Source organism: Arthrobacter sp. TS-15, from assembly GCF_006964045.1.
GTDB lineage: Bacteria > Actinomycetota > Actinomycetes > Actinomycetales > Micrococcaceae > Arthrobacter.
This window is the reverse complement of sequence record NZ_SDXQ01000017.1, coordinates 1-15,598: the sequence shown is the minus strand read 5'-3', so window position 1 is coordinate 15,598 and position 15,598 is coordinate 1. Positions and strand designations below refer to the sequence as shown.

General features: G+C 63.0%; 12 protein-coding genes. 5 read left to right on the top strand and 7 right to left on the bottom strand.

Annotation, left to right across the window (positions count from 1 at the left end; all coding sequences use genetic code 11):
* Nucleotides 1-5: 5 nt before the first annotated feature.
* Both EU811_RS06605 and EU811_RS06600 read right to left on the bottom strand, forming a co-directional pair.
* Entirely contained in the window at nt 6-917 is a 912-nt protein-coding gene (locus tag EU811_RS06605) for an amino acid ABC transporter ATP-binding protein (RefSeq protein WP_208096874.1), read from the bottom strand.
* Nucleotides 914-1,879 (bottom strand): amino acid ABC transporter permease, encoded by a 966-nt coding sequence (locus EU811_RS06600; RefSeq protein ID WP_187697092.1) that lies wholly within the window; start codon nt 1,877-1,879, stop codon nt 914-916. The genes EU811_RS06605 and EU811_RS06600 overlap by 4 nt, the downstream gene beginning before the upstream one ends.
* A gap of 288 nt (nt 1,880-2,167) precedes the next feature.
* Between EU811_RS06600 and EU811_RS06595 the strand changes: the two genes are divergently transcribed.
* The 4 genes from EU811_RS06595 to EU811_RS06580 all read left to right on the top strand — a co-directional run bounded on the left by EU811_RS06595 (nt 2,168) and on the right by EU811_RS06580 (nt 7,586).
* Entirely contained in the window at nt 2,168-4,138 is a 1,971-nt protein-coding gene (locus EU811_RS06595) for an FAD/NAD(P)-binding protein (protein WP_142937687.1), read from the top strand.
* 57 nt (nt 4,139-4,195) lie between these two features.
* Complete coding sequence (locus tag EU811_RS06590) at nt 4,196-4,714, top strand: GNAT family N-acetyltransferase (RefSeq protein ID WP_142937686.1); 519 nt, start codon at nt 4,196-4,198, stop codon at nt 4,712-4,714.
* A 9-nt stretch (nt 4,715-4,723) separates the two neighbouring features.
* Entirely contained in the window at nt 4,724-6,442 is a 1,719-nt protein-coding gene (locus tag EU811_RS06585) for a helicase HerA-like domain-containing protein (protein ID WP_187697091.1), read from the top strand.
* Between the two features lie 115 nt (nt 6,443-6,557).
* Complete coding sequence (locus EU811_RS06580; protein WP_142937684.1) at nt 6,558-7,586, top strand: hypothetical protein; 1,029 nt, start codon at nt 6,558-6,560, stop codon at nt 7,584-7,586.
* 159 nt (nt 7,587-7,745) lie between these two features.
* On the opposite strand, the gene EU811_RS06575 is transcribed toward EU811_RS06580, so the two are convergent.
* The 5 genes from EU811_RS06575 to EU811_RS06555 form a co-directional block, all read right to left on the bottom strand.
* Nucleotides 7,746-8,585 (bottom strand): type IV toxin-antitoxin system AbiEi family antitoxin domain-containing protein, encoded by an 840-nt coding sequence (locus tag EU811_RS06575; RefSeq protein ID WP_142937683.1) that lies wholly within the window; start codon nt 8,583-8,585, stop codon nt 7,746-7,748.
* A 164-nt stretch (nt 8,586-8,749) separates the two neighbouring features.
* On the bottom strand, nt 8,750-10,723 hold the full coding sequence (locus EU811_RS06570) for an NHL domain-containing thioredoxin family protein (protein WP_142937682.1): 1,974 nt from the start codon (nt 10,721-10,723) through the stop codon (nt 8,750-8,752).
* Nucleotides 10,723-13,014 carry a cytochrome c oxidase assembly protein gene (locus EU811_RS06565; RefSeq protein WP_446698041.1) on the bottom strand — a complete coding sequence of 764 codons (2,292 nt, stop codon included), beginning with the start codon at nt 13,012-13,014 and terminating at the stop codon, nt 10,723-10,725. Before EU811_RS06565 ends, EU811_RS06570 begins: the two co-directional genes overlap by 1 nt.
* 124 nt (nt 13,015-13,138) lie before the next feature.
* The gene (locus EU811_RS06560) at nt 13,139-13,426 is read right to left on the bottom strand and encodes an HU family DNA-binding protein (protein WP_011776355.1); all 288 of its coding nucleotides are present in this window, start codon (nt 13,424-13,426) and stop codon (nt 13,139-13,141) included.
* A 229-nt stretch (nt 13,427-13,655) separates the two neighbouring features.
* Nucleotides 13,656-14,219, bottom strand: a complete 564-nt coding sequence (locus EU811_RS06555) for a GNAT family N-acetyltransferase (RefSeq protein ID WP_142937681.1) — start codon at nt 14,217-14,219, stop codon at nt 13,656-13,658.
* 200 nt (nt 14,220-14,419) lie between these two features.
* On the opposite strand from EU811_RS06555, the gene EU811_RS06550 reads away from it, so the two are divergent.
* The gene (locus tag EU811_RS06550; RefSeq protein WP_142937680.1) at nt 14,420-15,448 is read left to right on the top strand and encodes a patatin-like phospholipase family protein; all 1,029 of its coding nucleotides are present in this window, start codon (nt 14,420-14,422) and stop codon (nt 15,446-15,448) included.
* The last annotated feature ends 150 nt before the right edge of the window (nt 15,449-15,598 follow it).

Sequence of the window (15,598 nt, the reverse complement as noted above, 5' to 3'; positions counted from 1 at the left end):
GTGTCCTAGATGTTGAAAGCTGGTTCGATGACTTTGGAGAAGAAGCTGCGGGTGCGTTCCTCGCGGGGGTTGGCGAAGATGTCCTGCGGTGTGCCGGACTCCACAATCTGGCCCTGGTCCATGAACACCACGGTGTCCGCCACATCCCGGGCGAAACCCATCTCATGGGTCACCACAATCAGCGTGGTGCCGGACTTGGCGAGTTCGCGGATAACGTCCAGAACCTCGTTGACGAGCTCAGGGTCCAGCGCGGACGTGGGCTCATCAAACAGGAGAATCTTGGGGTCCAATGCAAGAGCCCGGGCAATCGCGACTCGCTGCTGCTGGCCGCCGGAAAGCTGGCGGGGGTACGCATCAGCGCGATCCTTCAGACCCACGCGGTCCAGGAGTTCCAAGCCGCGCTTCCGGGCCTCGGCCTTGGAACGCTTCTGGGCCACAATCGGCGCCTCGATCACGTTCTCCAGCGCCGTGAGGTGCGGAAACAGGTTGAAACTCTGGAACACCATGCCAATGTGGGTGCGCTGCTTGAGGATGTCCTTTTCACGCAGCTCGTGGAGCTTGTTGCCGCGGACCTCGTAGCCCACCAGTTCGCCGTCGATGGTGATGTAACCGCCGTCGACTTTTTCCAAGTGGTTGATGGTGCGCAGCAGGGTGGACTTGCCGGAGCCTGACGGGCCAACAATCACGGCCACACCACCCGGCGGGACGGACAAGGAAACACCCTTGAGGACCTCGGTGGCGCCAAAGGACTTCCGGACATTCGTGATGTCCACCTGCCCACGGGTTGCTGCCCTGTTCACCGTGGCGGGCTGGGCCGCCGTCGTGCCTTCAGCAGAAGCGGCCGAAGCGGCAGCCTGCTTTTCCTCTGCGACCTTTGCCGCCGTTGCGGATTCTTTGCGTGCAGCAATAATGCTCATCGGGCATCCTTCGTGGGAGAGGCAGCAACGTGGGTGGTGAAGAACTTACGGGCCTTCTGCAAGGGAGTGAGCGGAAGGGTCCGCAGGGCGCCCTTGGAGAAGTGGCGTTCGATGTAGTACTGGAAAACGCTCAGCACCGAGGTGATCACCACGTACCAGAGCGTGGCCACCAGCAGCAGCGGAAGCACTTGCTGGGTCCGGTTATAGATGACCTGCACCGTGTAGAAGAGCTCCGAGTAGGCCAGTACGTAAACGATCGAGGTGCCCTTCACCAGGCCGATGATCTCGTTGAACGCGTTGGGCAAGATGGCGCGCATCGCCTGGGGAAGCACGATCCTGGTGGAACGCTTCCACGCCGGGATGCCCAAGGCTGAGGCAGCTTCCAGCTGGCCCTGGTCCACGGAAAGGATGCCGCCGCGGATGATTTCGGCAGAGTAGGCCGCCTGGTTCAGCGTGAGTCCCAGGACGGCCGCGGCGAACTGGCTGATGAGCGTGGTGGTCTGGGCCTCGAAGAAGCGGACGTCCGTGAACGGGATGCCCAGGCTGATCTTCTCGTAGAGGTAGCCAAGGTTGTACCAGAGCAGGAGCTGGACCAGCAGTGGAGTGGAGCGGAAAATCCAGGAGAACGTCCATGACACCGAGACCAGCAGCGGTGAGGCGGACAAGCGCATGAGGGCCAGAATGAATCCGAGGACGAAACCCAGGACGCCGGAAATGGCCGTGAGCTTGAGGGTTTCGATCAGTCCATTGACCACGGACTGCGCGGTGAACCATTCGGCCACCACCCCCCACTCCCAGCGCGGGTTGGTGACCAGCGACCACGCGATGGCTGCGACGCCGGCAGCCACCAGCACGGTGCCCACCCAACGCCAGGGATGCCGGGCCGGTACCAGCTGGTAGTCGGAGTAATCCGGGGTGGGCGGTGCAGTTTCCGCCGTGGCAGGCGGTGCGATTGCACTCATGCGCCACCTCATTTCAGATCGGTTGTTGTCTATCGGATGGCTGCCAATCTAGGGCCGCGCGAAACCCGGCAGCAAGGCGGGAATTTGCACTTCTTCACTGGACTTCGCGCGGCTTCGCCGGGGTTCGCACAGCGTCACAATCCTCGTCATGAAGCGCCATATGCGTCCTGATTTTGCGCGCCATAACGCTGCGTGACGTGTGGTGAACGGCGGTTACCGGCGCCTCGACCCGCAGCCTGCTTCGTCCTTAGATTGGGCATCACCAACCACTGTTTTTCAGGAGATCCCATGCCGTCACGAGTACCCGCCATCGCCTTCATCGGCGGCGGCCCACGCACTGCCGGTGTCCTGGAACGGCTAGCTGCAAACCGTCCCGAACTGTTCGACCGTCCCCTGCACATCCATGTGATCGACCCCCATGAACCGGGTTCCGGGAGGATCTGGCGCTATGACCAGGATCCCGGGCTGCTGCTGAACTCCACGGCTGCGGATGTCACCATGTTCACCGATGCCTCGGTGGTCTGCGATGGGCCTTCCGTTGACGGGCCCGGGCTTTCCACCTGGGCGGCAGGCGTGCTGGATGGCACCATCCGCGATGTTCCGGCGCTGGAGTCGCACCTGCTGGACCAGCTCCGCTCGCTAACCCCTTCGTCCTTTCCTACCCGGCAACTGCAGAGCAAGTACCTTGAGTGGTTCTTCCGCCGGGCCGTGAGCAATCTTGGCCCCGAGGTCACGGTGACCGTTCACCGCAGCACAGCCACCGGCGTCGAGCGCTTCTCGGACGGCCAGGCTGCTTCCGGCCCGCACCACGACGGTGCGCACCGCGACGGTGCGCACCGTGTGCGGCTGGCTTCCGGCGACGAGGTGGTTGCCGACGTCGTGGTTTACGCGCTGGGCCACACCGATTCCCTGACTGATCCCGAATCTGCCCGCCACAGCGAGTTCGCTGCCCGGCACGGCGGGTTCCATGCGCCGCCGTCGTACACCACGGACGTGGACTACTCCACGATTGAAGCCGGGCAGGACGTGATCGTCTCCGGCATGGGACTCGCATTCGTGGACCTGCTGGTGCTGTTGTTTGAGGGCCGTGGCGGCCGCTTTGAAGAAAGGCCCGACGGCGAACTGGACTATGTGCCTTCCGGCGCTGAGCCGCGGGTCTGGGCGGGGTCACGACGCGGTGTGCCGTACCATTCCAAGATCTCCTCCGCTCTGCGGGGTGAGCCGGTATCCCGTCCCCGGTACTTCACCGCCGAGGCCATTGACGCCCTGTTGGCCACGCACCAGGAACTCGATTTCCGAACACACCTGTGGCCACTGATCGCCAAGGATGCCGGCTATGCCTACTACCGCGAGCTCTTCACCGGCTACCCTTCGCGGGTGCTGGGAACGTGGGCCGACTTTGAGTCGCGCATCGACGCCGTTGACTGGTACAGCGCTGCCCGGGAAGAACTGGCGGCCTTCTCCATACCGGATCCTGCGTTGCGCCTGGACCTCGAAAAGCTGGACCACCCCCTGAGCGGCTGCGCTTTCGCCGATCATGAAACCGTCCAGCGCTCCGTGGCCGGCTACATCCAGAACGACCTGAACCTCAGGACCAGCCCGGATCACTCCGAAACCCTCGCACTGTTCACGGCGCTGTTGTACGTGTACATGGACTTGGGGCGTTTGGTTCCGCAAGACCGGCTCAACGCGCGCTCCCAGCAGACCATCCACGGTTGGTGGCACGGCTTCTTCAGTTTCGTGGACTCGGGCCCGCCCGCGCACCGGCTCCGCGAAATGCTCGCACTGCACAGGGCCGGGCTCTTGAAGTTCCTGGGCCCCGGCATGTGGGTCCGCGCCGACGATTCCGTTGGCAGGTTCGTTGCCGGGACGTTCCAGTCGCCCGTGGTGGTGGATGCCTCTGCATACATTGAGGCTCGGCTGCCTTCCGCGTCCGTGGAACGTTCAGCGAATCCCGCCTTGGCTGACCTGCACCACTCCGGATGGGGTACCGAGCAAAGGCTCCTCACCTCAGAGGGCGCCCACTCCACCGGCAAGCTCCTGGTCTCCGGGAATCACCAGGTCCTGTCCCCTGTTGGAACTCCACAGGAGGGTTTGTTCGCGGTGGGACCGTGGACGTCCGGTTGGGGTGCGGGGGCGTTTGCCCGTCCCAACACCAACGCGGCACCGTTCAGGGAAAATGATGCCCTGGCACGCCGCATCCTCTCCACAGTTGCCGCCACCACTCACCCAACTGAGTCGCAGTTAACGTCGTTCTGAGCCCTCAGAACGACCGTAATTGCCACCTGCTTGGGATCCACCTACGAAAGGCCTGACATGACCACCACGCCCACCCTGCCGACGTCAGGCCTGACCGTCCTCAGCCTGCCCATGCGCGACCCCCGGGTACGCCCGCTCCTGGACGAGCTCGCCGTCGAATACAACACCCGCTACGGGGACCTGTTCAGCAGCGAAGGAGCGGCCGAGGAACTGAACCGCTACCCGGCAGAAGAGTTCGCCGCCCCGCACGGCGCCCTGATCATCATTCAGGAAAACGGCGAGTCCGTGGCTGGCGGCGCGTTCCGCCGCTACGACTCCCACACAGCGGAACTGAAACGGATCTGGACGCACTCAGCCCATCGCCGTCGCGGTTTGGCACGGCTGGTGCTGACCGAACTGGAAAATGAGGCTCGACGCCGGGGCTACCGAAAGCTCTACCTCACCACCGGGCCGCGACAGCCGGAGGCCAAAAACCTCTACCTCGCCACCGGCTACAAAGCACTGTTCGATCTTGCAGCAGACCCCGAGGAAATCAAGCATTTGGCGTTCAGCAAGGATCTTGCCGTGCAGGGCTAAGCTATCCGCATGGCCAACAAAACGACTGCCGAAAAACTCGCCACCATCCAACAGGGGTACACCCTGGAAGGTGCCACGATCGAGCTGGGCGCCGCGATCGTGGACGGTGAAATCCACAAGGAAGCCCAGGTCCGGCTCCCGCTCGCCATGATGAACCGGCACGGGCTGGTGGCCGGCGCCACGGGCACCGGCAAGACGGTCACGCTGCACATGATTGCCGAGCAATTGTCCACGGCGGGCGTTCCGGTTTTCCTCGCGGACATCAAAGGTGATCTGTCAGGATTGGCCACGCCGGCAACGGGCAGTGAGAAGTTGACCGCCCGTACGTCTGCGCTGGGGCAGGAATGGTCTGCGAAGAACTTTCCGGTTGAGTTCCTCTCGCTCGGTGGGGATGGTTACGGCATTCCAGTCCGCGCCACCATAACGTCGTTCGGGCCCATCCTGCTTTCCCGCATCATGGACCTCAACGACACTCAGGAATCCAGCCTCCAGCTGATCTTCCACTTTGCGGACAAGAACAACCTGGAACTGGTGGACCTCAAGGACCTCCGGGCCGTCATCCAGTTCCTCACCTCGGATGAGGGGAAAGCCGAACTCGCAAACCTAGGCGGGCTGTCGAAGGCCACGGCCGGTGTGATCCTTCGCGAACTGGTGGGTTTGGAAGCGCAAGGCATGGAGAAGTTCTTCGGGGAGCCGGAGTTCGACACCGCAGAGCTCCTCCGCACTGCACCGGACGGCCGCGGTGTGATCAGCTGCCTTGAACTGCCCACCTTGCAGACCAAGCCACTGCTCTTCTCCACCTTCCTCATGTGGCTCCTCGCCGACCTCTTCGAAGACCTGCCCGAGGCCGGCGACCTGGACAAGCCCAAGCTGGTCTTCTTTCTGGATGAAGCGCACCTGCTGTTCAACGGTGCATCCAAGGCCTTCCTTGAAGCCATCACCACTACCGTTCGGCTCATCCGTTCCAAGGGGGTGGGCATCTTCTTCGTCACCCAAACACCCAAGGATGTTCCTGCGGACGTCCTAGGCCAGCTGGCAAACCGCGTCCAGCACGCCCTCCGCGCCTTCACACCCGAGGATGCAAAGGCATTGAAGGCCACCGTCTCCACGTTCCCGGTCAGCGACTACGACCTCGAAGAGACACTCACCTCCGCAGGCATCGGCGAGGCCGTCATCACCGTCATGAACGAAAAAGGCGCACCCACCCCCGTGGCCCTGACCCGGCTCCGCGCTCCGGAATCCGTGATGGGTCCCAGCACTGACGAACTTATCAAGAGCACCGTGGCCGCATCTCCCTTGCTGGGGAAATACGGCACCGCTGTGGACAACCTCTCCGCTTACGAGAAGCTCAATGGCAAGGCCGCGGCCGCTACCGGGGATGCCGCGCCGGGTTTGCCGCCAGTGCCCTCCTCGGGGGGTTCGGGAGATTCGGGGGGTTCTGGGGCCTCGCAGGCGGACATCGACGCCGAAGCGCGCCGGATCGAAGAGGAAATCCTGGGCCGTCCCAGCTCACGGTCCTCGTCGCCTGAGCCTTTCCCCGCACCGCCGGCTCCTCCCGCTCCGGCACCACAGTCCTCACAGCAGGACGGTATGTTCGGTGACATCGCCGGCGCCCTCGGTGGAGCCTTAGGTGGTGGACTCAAGAGCATGGTCCGATCCATGGGGACGCAGCTTGGCCGCGACCTCATGCGCGGGGTCTTCGGCACCTCCTCGCGGCGTCGCCGCTAGTCCTGTTTGACGGCCGGAACCACGACGCCGGGCGGCTGCAACGCCAGCTGCCACCCGGCGTCGAGCCTTCTCCAGACGGTGGATATAAGTCGTTCCGAGGCCTTCCTGCACGGCGTTGGCTGCCGCGGCAGGTAACGTAAAGGGCGTGCAGTTGAGTCAAGCATTGGTCAAGACCGCAGCCGGATGGCTGCTCGGTCTGATGCTTGCTGCCGCCGGAGCCATAGTGTGCATCAACCTGGTGAGCTCCTCTGTTGCCAGTCCGCAACAGCCCGTCAAGGAGTATTTAGCAGCTTTGCAGCACGGCGAAGGAGAAGCAGCGCTCGGCTTGCTCCGTGCCAAAGTCCCCAGCGCGAACCCCGCCATGCTGGACGGTACAGCGCTCCAAACGGCCGCCTCCAAGATGTCCGATATCAAGGTTGGAAACCCTGAAACCCGGGGCAGCAACCGCGTCGCTGTGCCAGTGGACTACACCCTTGACGGAAGCCGGCTTCACACGGAATTCCTGATGGAACGCACCGGGACCCAGTGGCTGTTCTTCGCTAAGTGGGCCTTCGTTCCCACCACGCTTCCCACCATAGAAGTCACCGTGGTCAACGCCAGCGAGGCCACCCTCAACGGCGTACCCGTGAACATGCCCAACGGGCGCAACAACTTTGCCGTGTTCTTCCCCGGCAAGTACGAGGCAAGCCTGAACGGCACCTATTTCGAAGCCCCGGCAGCCTCGGCCCTTGTCACAACACGCGACGGCGGCCAGGCGCCCCTGAACCTGCAGACCCGTTCCACCAAGGCCATGAATGAGGCCGTCGCGGGTAAGGTCCGGGAGTTCCTGGACACCTGTGCCGCCCAAGCCACCGAGCAGCAGCGACTGCAACCCGATTGCCCGTTCTACCACGCCAGCAATGCCCGTGTGGTGGACGGAACCATCAAGTGGGCCATCACCGAGTACCCCAAGATCACCATTGAGCCGTTCGGTGGAAAATGGGTGGTGGCTCCCCTCAACGGCAAGGCCACACTGACCGCCCGGGAGATCAACCTCTTCACCGGGTTCGTCAACGACCTCAACGTGGAGCACGATTTCAGCTTCACCACCCAATTGGATGTGGGCGCAGACACTGTGACGGTCACACCCATGCTGACCTTCTGAGTCTTCGGCGCCCTCTCCTTCTCTGGGTCCGGTCCCGCCGGGCTGGCCTTGCCCCGGGCTGGCCTCGCCGCCGGGCTGGCCTCGCCGGAATGGCCCAATTTCTACCCCCTAGGTCCCGCAATCACTGCCCACCGAGGCATGAGAGCGCCCAGAAATGGGCTACTTCGACCACAACCGAGCTGGCCCACGAAGAAGAACTTCGCGCACATGCCGGAGCATCTTCTCCGGCGCGTACACCACATCGTCATAGAAGAACCTCAGCACCAGCATTCCTTGCCTGGTTGCTTCGTTATCCCGCCGGCGGTCTTTCTTGAACTGACGTGGCTCCAGATGGAAAGCAATGCCATCGAGTTCAACTATGAGGAAGCCTTCAAGAAGAAAGTCCACGGTTCCTACGCCGTCGATCCAGACCTGCGTCTCGGTGCGGATGCCTGCATCACGGAAAAGCACCCGTGCCAGGGTTTCCAACAAGGACCCTGCACCCCGGTCCACTCTGGCCAGAACTCCACGGGCTTGACCACCCCGGTTGCCCAGTAGATGGCGTCGCAGATACCCGAGCCCGATGTCGCCGCGGATATAGGCGCTCTCTACCATCACCAGCGATTCCAACGGTGGCAGACAGAGAAGTGCGTGCAGAAGAACATCCGGCAGAGCGACGTACGGCTCGTTAGGTCTAGGTTGAGACAGGGACAGGCGGTGGCTGATGCACTTAGCCGTGCGCCGGCCGTTGCTTTGCCAGTAATGGGGCTCAGCGGGTTCGTGCAGCAACCATAGGCCATAGCGGCTCGCAGCTGAAGCACAGGTGAGCAGCGACCTCGCTTTGACTGCGGCAACCAATGCCGTATCTGCGCCCGGAAGACTCAACACTCCACGTTCGACGCGCTGAACGCTTCCCTTCCGCACAGCGGATCGAATCGCCGCTTCGCTGGCGCCCTGAGCCTGCACCTGCCGGGTCATGGCAGCGCCACCCAATCGTCGCAAGGCTTCCTCGGGTTCCATCCCTCCAGCCTGCAGCTCCAGCTAAGGGGCCGGCAGGGCCGAATCCGGCTATGTGGATAGTCCGAGGCTCCGGAGCGACCCAGTTTTGGACGGTCCGACGGCATAAGAATGGCCCGGGCAACCTCCTGAGAGGTCAAACCTGGGCCATTCTCGATGGGTACCGCTTAGTCCATGCCGCGCAGGTCCAGCACCAGTTCGGATTCACCGTCGGCCTGCAGCACCACGGGAATGCCCCAGTCCTGCTGGTAGAGGTGGCAGGCAGCGTGGTCCGGAATTTCGCCGTCCTCAGTCTCGGGACCATCGCATGCAGCCGCGCGGGCCGTGATGTGAAGGATGCCCTCAGGAACATCGGCAGAAAGTTCCAAGGTTCGCAGCAAGCCCACCGAGGTCCCACCGCCGGAGACCAGCAGTTCAGGCGGGGTAGAGGAAATCTTCAGCTGCGTGGGGTCGCCCCAGCGGTCGTCCAGCTTCTGGCCGGTGGGAGCCTTGAAACGTACCGCGAGCTCAAGGTTACCGGGGGTCACCGGGCTCTTGGGACGGTGCGTTTGCGATGCTCCCTCATCTACCTGCAGGGCTTCCTTGGGAATGGGAACAAGGACCAGTTGGTGCTTGTTTGACTCCACTACAACAAGGAGAGGATCGCTGCCTTCCACCTGGACCACGACGACGTCGCTCGGCTCCGCTAGGCCCCTCGCCAAGGTGGAAACGGACTTGGTGGCGGGATCGTAGCGACGCACGGCACCGTTGTAGGTGTCTGCGATGGCCACGGAATTGTCCGGTAGGACAGTCACGCCCAGCGGGTGCTGCAGACGTGCATCATCGGCACCGCCGTCGCGGAACCCGAAGTCGAACAGGCCCTTGCCTACGGCGGTTTCCACGGTCACACCGGAATCACCCACCACCAGGCGGCGCAAGGACGACGTCTCCGAGTCGGCAACCCAGATGTTGTCGTCACCATCAATGGCCAAACCGGACGACTGGGCGAACCAGGCTTCCTCCGCTTTGCCGTCAAGCAGGCCTTCAAGCCCGGAACCGGCGAGGATGGAAACCTCGTTGGCCAGGGGGTCGAAGGCGAAGATCTGGTGAGTTCCCGCCATGGCGATGACTACGCGCTGCAGCTTTTCGCTCCAAACCACGTCCCACGGTGAGGACAGTGAGACCTCGGCGCCCAAGCCCAACGCCCCAACATCGATTGCGTCGGCAGCGAAGTCAGCAGGGCCGCCGTCGTGGTGTTCAGACCACGTTCCGGCACCGGTGTCCGTCACTCGCGCGGGACCGGCGTCGAGCAGCCGCTGAACACCGTTGCCGGCGAGGGTCTGCACGTAGCCTGAGCTCAACGTGACGCCACGCAGGCGATGGTTGACAGTGTCCGCAACCACTGCGTCGTAGCCGAGCTTCCACGCCAGCTCCGACGGCAGGACGGTCACGCCCTGGGGTTCGTTGAACTGTGCGATCTCCGATTGCCCGTCCAGGAATCCTTTGGTGCCGGAGCCAATGATGCGCTCCACGGTTTCAAGATCGGGGCGTAGTTCCACCAGCCGGTGGTGGCCGGAGTCCACCACGAGGTAGTTGCCGTTGGCGAGCTGAGTCGCCTTTCCGGGGAAGCGCAAAGTGCCCGACGTCGGCTCCGGGGCCACGTAGGGACCGTTACCGCGGTGGAGGGTCCCCTTGGCCTCGTGCTCGGCTACGAGTTCCTCCAGGAGAACAGCGAGGCCGCCTGCGTGACCCTCACCGGAGAGGTGGGCCACGATGTAGCCCTCGGGGTCAATGACCACAAGTGTGGGCCATGCGCGAGCGGTGTAGGCCTTCCACGTTGCCAGCTCGGGGTCATCCAGAACCGGGTGGTGAATTTCGTAGCGTTCAACGGCGGATGCCAGTGCGACGGGATCCGCTTCGTGTTCGAACTTGGGCGAATGCACACCGACCGTCACCAGGACGTCCGAGTACTTTTCCTCAAGGGGGCGCAGTTCGTCCAGCACGTGCAGGCAGTTGATGCAGCAGAAGGTCCAGAAATCCAGCAGCACGATCTTGCCGCGCAAGGACTCGAGGTCCAGCGATTTCCCGCCCGTGTTGAGCCAGCCGCGGCCCTCCAGTTCGGAGGCCCGGACCCGGTGTTGGGTACGTACGGTTTCGCTCATCAGCGTCCTTCCAGCTTGGTATTCGGTTCGGTCTGCCCGGCAGAGTCTGTGGTGGCGTGTTCGGCGTTGCCGCGTTCCGACCGCGCCGGCGTGGATTCTTGGGCCTCCATGGACACCTGCGGGGTCCTGTCTGCCTGGGGCGTCCTGGCTGCCTGGGTAGTTCGAGTAGTCATCTTGGCATCGCGATCAGCGAGCCGGGCAAACATATCGTTGTAAGCACTGAGATCGGCGTCGTTATTCCTGTCGGCCGCCCGATCCACCCTCCGGGTCTCCCGCTCGTCCGAACGGGACCACATCACAGCGACGCCAATTGCCACCAGCAAGGTGGGCACTTCCCCGATGCCCCAGGCCACTGCGCCACCGATTTGCTGGTCCCCAATGGCCGACGGGCCCCAAGCCCTGCCTAGGTTTCCAAAGTAATCGGCGGCCAGCAGCCCGGTGCCACCCATAATGGCCACACCGAAGAATGCGTGGAAGCCCATGGTGGCCAGAAGGAGAAGCAGGCGCATGGGGTACGGGGCACGACGAGGAAGAGGATCGCTCCCGATCATGGTCAGCACAAAAATGTAGCCGGTCAGCAGGAAGTGCACATTCATGAGCTCATGTCCCACGTGCTCACGCATCGCAAGGCTGAACAGGTCAGAGTAGTAGAACAGGACGATCGAGCCCGCGAAGTTGGCGGCAGCGAACAGTGGGTGCGTCACCACTTGCGAGAACTTTGAGTGCACAAACAACAGCAACCATTCGCGCAGGCCGCGTGACCCGTGAGCTCCTTCACCCCGGGCCGGCAAGGCCCGCAAGGCAAGAGTTACAGGGGAACCCAGGACCAGGAAGATGGGAGCCACCATGGTGAGGGCCATGTGATCCACCATGTGGGCAGAGAACAGCACGCGTCCGTAAACGGCGGGCGGACCGGACGTGATGTACATGAGCACCACCAGCCCGATGAGCCAGTTCACCGTCCGGAACCAGGACCACTTGTCGCCACGCTTACGCACCTTGACGATGCCAAGGATGTAGGAAACGGCACCGAACAGGGCGACGCCCACCCACAGCCAGTCGAAGCGCCACTCAGTCAACCAGCGTTCCGGTGTGAGCTCAGGTGGGAGCTCGTAGCCGGAAAGGATGAACGACGGCGAAGCGTCGGGTGCGTAGGTGGTGGGCTGCGGCGGCGCTGAGCGTCCGAGCGCAACGGCGAGTCCCGACGTCGCGCCCATCACCAGCAACTCCACCAAAACCAGCTGCCACAGCACCCGGCGGGCGGACAGGGAACCGCTCTTCCCAAGCTGCGGGATAACCCACTGGCGGTGCATGAAGCCGATACCACCCAGCACCAGGGTGGCTAGGGACTTGGCGATAATGAGCTGGCCATAGGCGGAGCCGAAAAGGTCGGCGGGGTTTGTCACGCGTATGGCTGCGTTGATGACACCGGAGGCGAACACCAGGACAAAAGCAAAACCGGCCAGCGATGAGAAGCGGCGCAGGGTTTGCTCGGTGATGTCCGGCGTTCCCTTGCTCCGGGAACCCGTGAGAATGCCGGAGAGGACCGCCAGCATGATGATGCCGCCAACCCAGGTGGACACACCCACCAGGTGGAGGCCCAGGGAGTTGATGGCCCCCTCATGGTCGCTGGAACTGGAGGAGTGCCCGATCAGGGCAGTAGGAATCAGGCCGATCAGGGCCAACAGGAGCGTGAACGCCAGGCCCGTCAGGGACCTCACACCGAACAGTGCAGTGGTGACCACGGCAGCGATGATGGTGACTGCGAGCCAGGCCTTGCCGGTTTCAATGTCCGTCATGAAGTAGACCAGCGAACGGGTGAACTCCGCATCACCGGAGAGGCCCTGTCCTGCGACATCTGCGTACGTCAGGACGAGGACCGCCACTGCGGATAATGTCCAGGCTGCGCCTGCTGCCGCCGCAACGGCCAAGGCCCGTGCGAAGGCCGGATGTTCGGGGGCGTCAAGGTCCTTTTCACGGGACCGCGGGCCTCCAAGGTTTTTGGGCAGGATGCCCACAGCAAAGATCAGGCCGCCAACTACCGTTGCTACTGACACGTTGTGGACGGCTTTTGCGATGGGGAGGCCCCACCGGACCAATTCACCGGGATCGGAAACCTGCCGCGCAGCTGAGGCGCCGGAGAAGATGAGGGCCGCTGCGAGTGCCAGGAACAGCACCGCCAGACCGGCCAGTTGCCACGGCAAGGAAATGCCCGCGGCAGCAGTGCCTCCCCGCTCTCCCGGTTTGGGAACAGGCGAAGGGGCAGTAGCGGAGCTTCTTGCTGATGGCACTTATCCATTGTCCGCTACCTGCCGCCGGGCTGCGAATCGGGAAGGCGCTATGTGGATTAACTCAAAGCAGAAGGGACGGCAACCTCGCGGTTGCCGTCCCTTCAAGGCTTTCGCCGAAGAGTAATTACTTCTTCTTGGCGACAGCTGCCTTCAGCTTGGAGCCAGCGGTCAGCTTGACGCTGTGGCCGGCTGCGATCTGGATGGTTTCGCCGGTCTGCGGGTTGCGGCCGGTGCGAGCTGCACGGTCGGTGCGCTCAACTGCGAGCCAGCCCGGGATGGTGATCTTTTCGCCAGCGGCGACAGAAGTCTCGAAAACTTCGAACAGTGCATCGAGCACGGAGTTGACTGCTGCCTGGCTGGTGCCAGCCTTGCCTGCTACCTCTGCAACGAGTTCACTACGGTTCTTAGCCATTTACGTCCTCCTGGACTCATACGTTTTTGAGCTTTCAAGCGGAATGCGAGCAAGCCACTGTTCGAAAACTTACCAGCTTGGGCTGGCATGGCCAGCAAATTCCGCGTGTTTCCGCGCCTTTTTGACCAAAATCACCGGAATTTCGGGGTTTTTAGGGGTGCTTTACGCCCTTGGCGTACCCTACGGCTTTGGCGTCAGGCGCAAGCAGGCACTCCGCTGGCCTCCGCAACTAGAACAAAATGCGTTGGAACAACACATGGTCCTGCCACTCACCGGCGATTTGGAGGTAGGACGGTGCCACCCCAATTCGCTCGAAGCCGGACCGTTTCAGCACCGCTTGGGAGGCTGCGTTGTGGGCCAGCGTAGCGGCCTGAATGCGATGGAGGCCGAGTTCGTCAGCAGCCATACTCACGACGGCGGCTACCGCACCGGACGCTACGCCCTTGCCGGTGCACAACTCATCCACCCAGTAGCCGAGGTTGGCATTCAAGAAGGGCCCGCGGACAATACCGGAGAGGGTGATCATCCCCAATATTTTCTGTCCAGCGGTCAAAACCCAAGGCACCTCCGTGCCTTGTTCATAGAGGTCCAGCTTGCCCTTTAATACCGCCGTCTGACCCGCGGTACTGAAGAACTCGTCATCCCGGGCTGGTTCCCAGGGTGCCAGGTGCTCACGGTTCCGCCGGTAGGCAGCGGCCAGGGAGGACGCGTCAGAAATTTCCAGCGGACGCAGGAGGAACTGAGCGGCGTCTCCGCCCGCTGATGCAATGTCCAGGTTTCGCGTGAGACTCATCCCTGGACTCTACCGGTGGTCGCCCGCGGCGATTGCGCACGATTCAGCGGCGTGATAGCTTTCCCGTGATCGTGCTTTTCGACAGGAGGTGAGACCCATGAACGCAGTATCCACACTGGGCGCTCCCCTGTCCATGATCCCGCGACTGAGTTAGTCGCCACTGGGAGCGCCGAACAGGCAATTCGCGAAAGGCGCCTCCCATGAACACAACTCCTTCTTCTTTAAACGTCCCTGCACCGTCCTATCGGCAGAATTCCGATCAGCTGGTGTTTCACCAGCCTCACCCGGCTATTGACGCCTCACAAAGAGTGCCCGCCGGAGAGCGGGCGCTGATCCTCGGTGGCGGCGGGTCCACAGGCAACGCATGGCTTATCGGCGTCGTCGCTGGACTTTTCGACGCCGGCTTGGACGTAACCGCTCCGGACCTCACCGTTGGCACGTCGGCCGGTTCGACGGCGGCGGCCCAGTTGGTGGGGGCAACTCCACCCGAGCTCTTTGATGCCGTCCTTGCCGCGGCCCCGCCGAAGCCCGCGGCGGTGCCCGGAGTGATCCCTGGCGCCGAATCCGCGCCTGCCAAGCACGCCGGCGGGAGGAACGGAGCTCGGGCTGTGACCGACCATATGGAACGAACCGCCAAAATCCTGGAGGACTCCACGGACATGGCCGATATGAGACGCCGCATGGGTGCCGCGGCTCTGGACATGGCCGAAGCGATGGAAGGCCCCAGTGCACGCTGGCGCCAAACCGTTGCTGCCCGACTACCCCATCAGGAATGGCCGGAACGATTAATGCTCCTCACGGCCGTTGACGCCCGCACCGGGGAACCCGTGGTGTTCGACCGCCATAGCGGAGTGGAGTTGGTTGACGCTGTGGCCGCCAGCTGTGCCAGTGGGTTCGCTTATGGCATCGGCAGCAAGCGCTATATCGACGGCGGTTACCGGTCCAATGCCGATAACGCCGACCTCGGGGCCGGATACAGCCGTGTGCTGGTGCTGTCACCCTTTGGAGGGAGGACACGGACTCCCCTGGAATGGGGCATGCACTTATCCGCACAAGTAGATGAACTCCGCCGCAGCGGCAGCCGGGTTGAAACGCTCTTCCCTGACAGCGGGGCTGAGCACCTGTTCGGCGTCAACGCGATGGATCTCTCGCTCCGGCAGGCAGCTGCCCAGGCCGGCTTCGATCAGGGCAAAGCCTTGGCCGGCCCGCTCAGCGCATTCTGGCGCTAACCCGTCGGTATGTCAGCCGCGACTGGGGGTTCTTCAACCGTCAGTCGCGGCTGCGTTCCCGGCCGTGTTCGTGGGTGGCTTGGTTGTTAAATGCGGGGAGCCCCGACCGTGTGGTCGGGGCTCCTCCGTGAATGGTTGTCCGGCGGTGTC

What these genes read in the sequence shown, in the direction of transcription:
- EU811_RS06590 (WP_142937686.1), top strand. Translation starts at nt 4,196, where the DNA reads ATGACCACCACGCCCACCCTGCCGACGTCAGGCCTGACCGTCCTCAGC.
- EU811_RS06585 (WP_187697091.1), top strand. Translation starts at nt 4,724, where the DNA reads ATGGCCAACAAAACGACTGCCGAAAAACTCGCCACCATCCAACAGGGG.
- EU811_RS06595 (WP_142937687.1), top strand. Translation starts at nt 2,168, where the DNA reads ATGCCGTCACGAGTACCCGCCATCGCCTTCATCGGCGGCGGCCCACGC.
- EU811_RS06575 (WP_142937683.1), bottom strand. Translation starts at nt 8,585, where the DNA reads ATGGAACCCGAGGAAGCCTTGCGACGATTGGGTGGCGCTGCCATGACC.
- EU811_RS06600 (WP_187697092.1), bottom strand. Translation starts at nt 1,879, where the DNA reads ATGAGTGCAATCGCACCGCCTGCCACGGCGGAAACTGCACCGCCCACC.
- EU811_RS06605 (WP_208096874.1), bottom strand. Translation starts at nt 917, where the DNA reads ATGAGCATTATTGCTGCACGCAAAGAATCCGCAACGGCGGCAAAGGTC.
- EU811_RS06570 (WP_142937682.1), bottom strand. Translation starts at nt 10,723, where the DNA reads ATGAGCGAAACCGTACGTACCCAACACCGGGTCCGGGCCTCCGAACTG.
- EU811_RS06555 (WP_142937681.1), bottom strand. Translation starts at nt 14,219, where the DNA reads ATGAGTCTCACGCGAAACCTGGACATTGCATCAGCGGGCGGAGACGCC.
- EU811_RS06550 (WP_142937680.1), top strand. Translation starts at nt 14,420, where the DNA reads ATGAACACAACTCCTTCTTCTTTAAACGTCCCTGCACCGTCCTATCGG.
- EU811_RS06560 (WP_011776355.1), bottom strand. Translation starts at nt 13,426, where the DNA reads ATGGCTAAGAACCGTAGTGAACTCGTTGCAGAGGTAGCAGGCAAGGCT.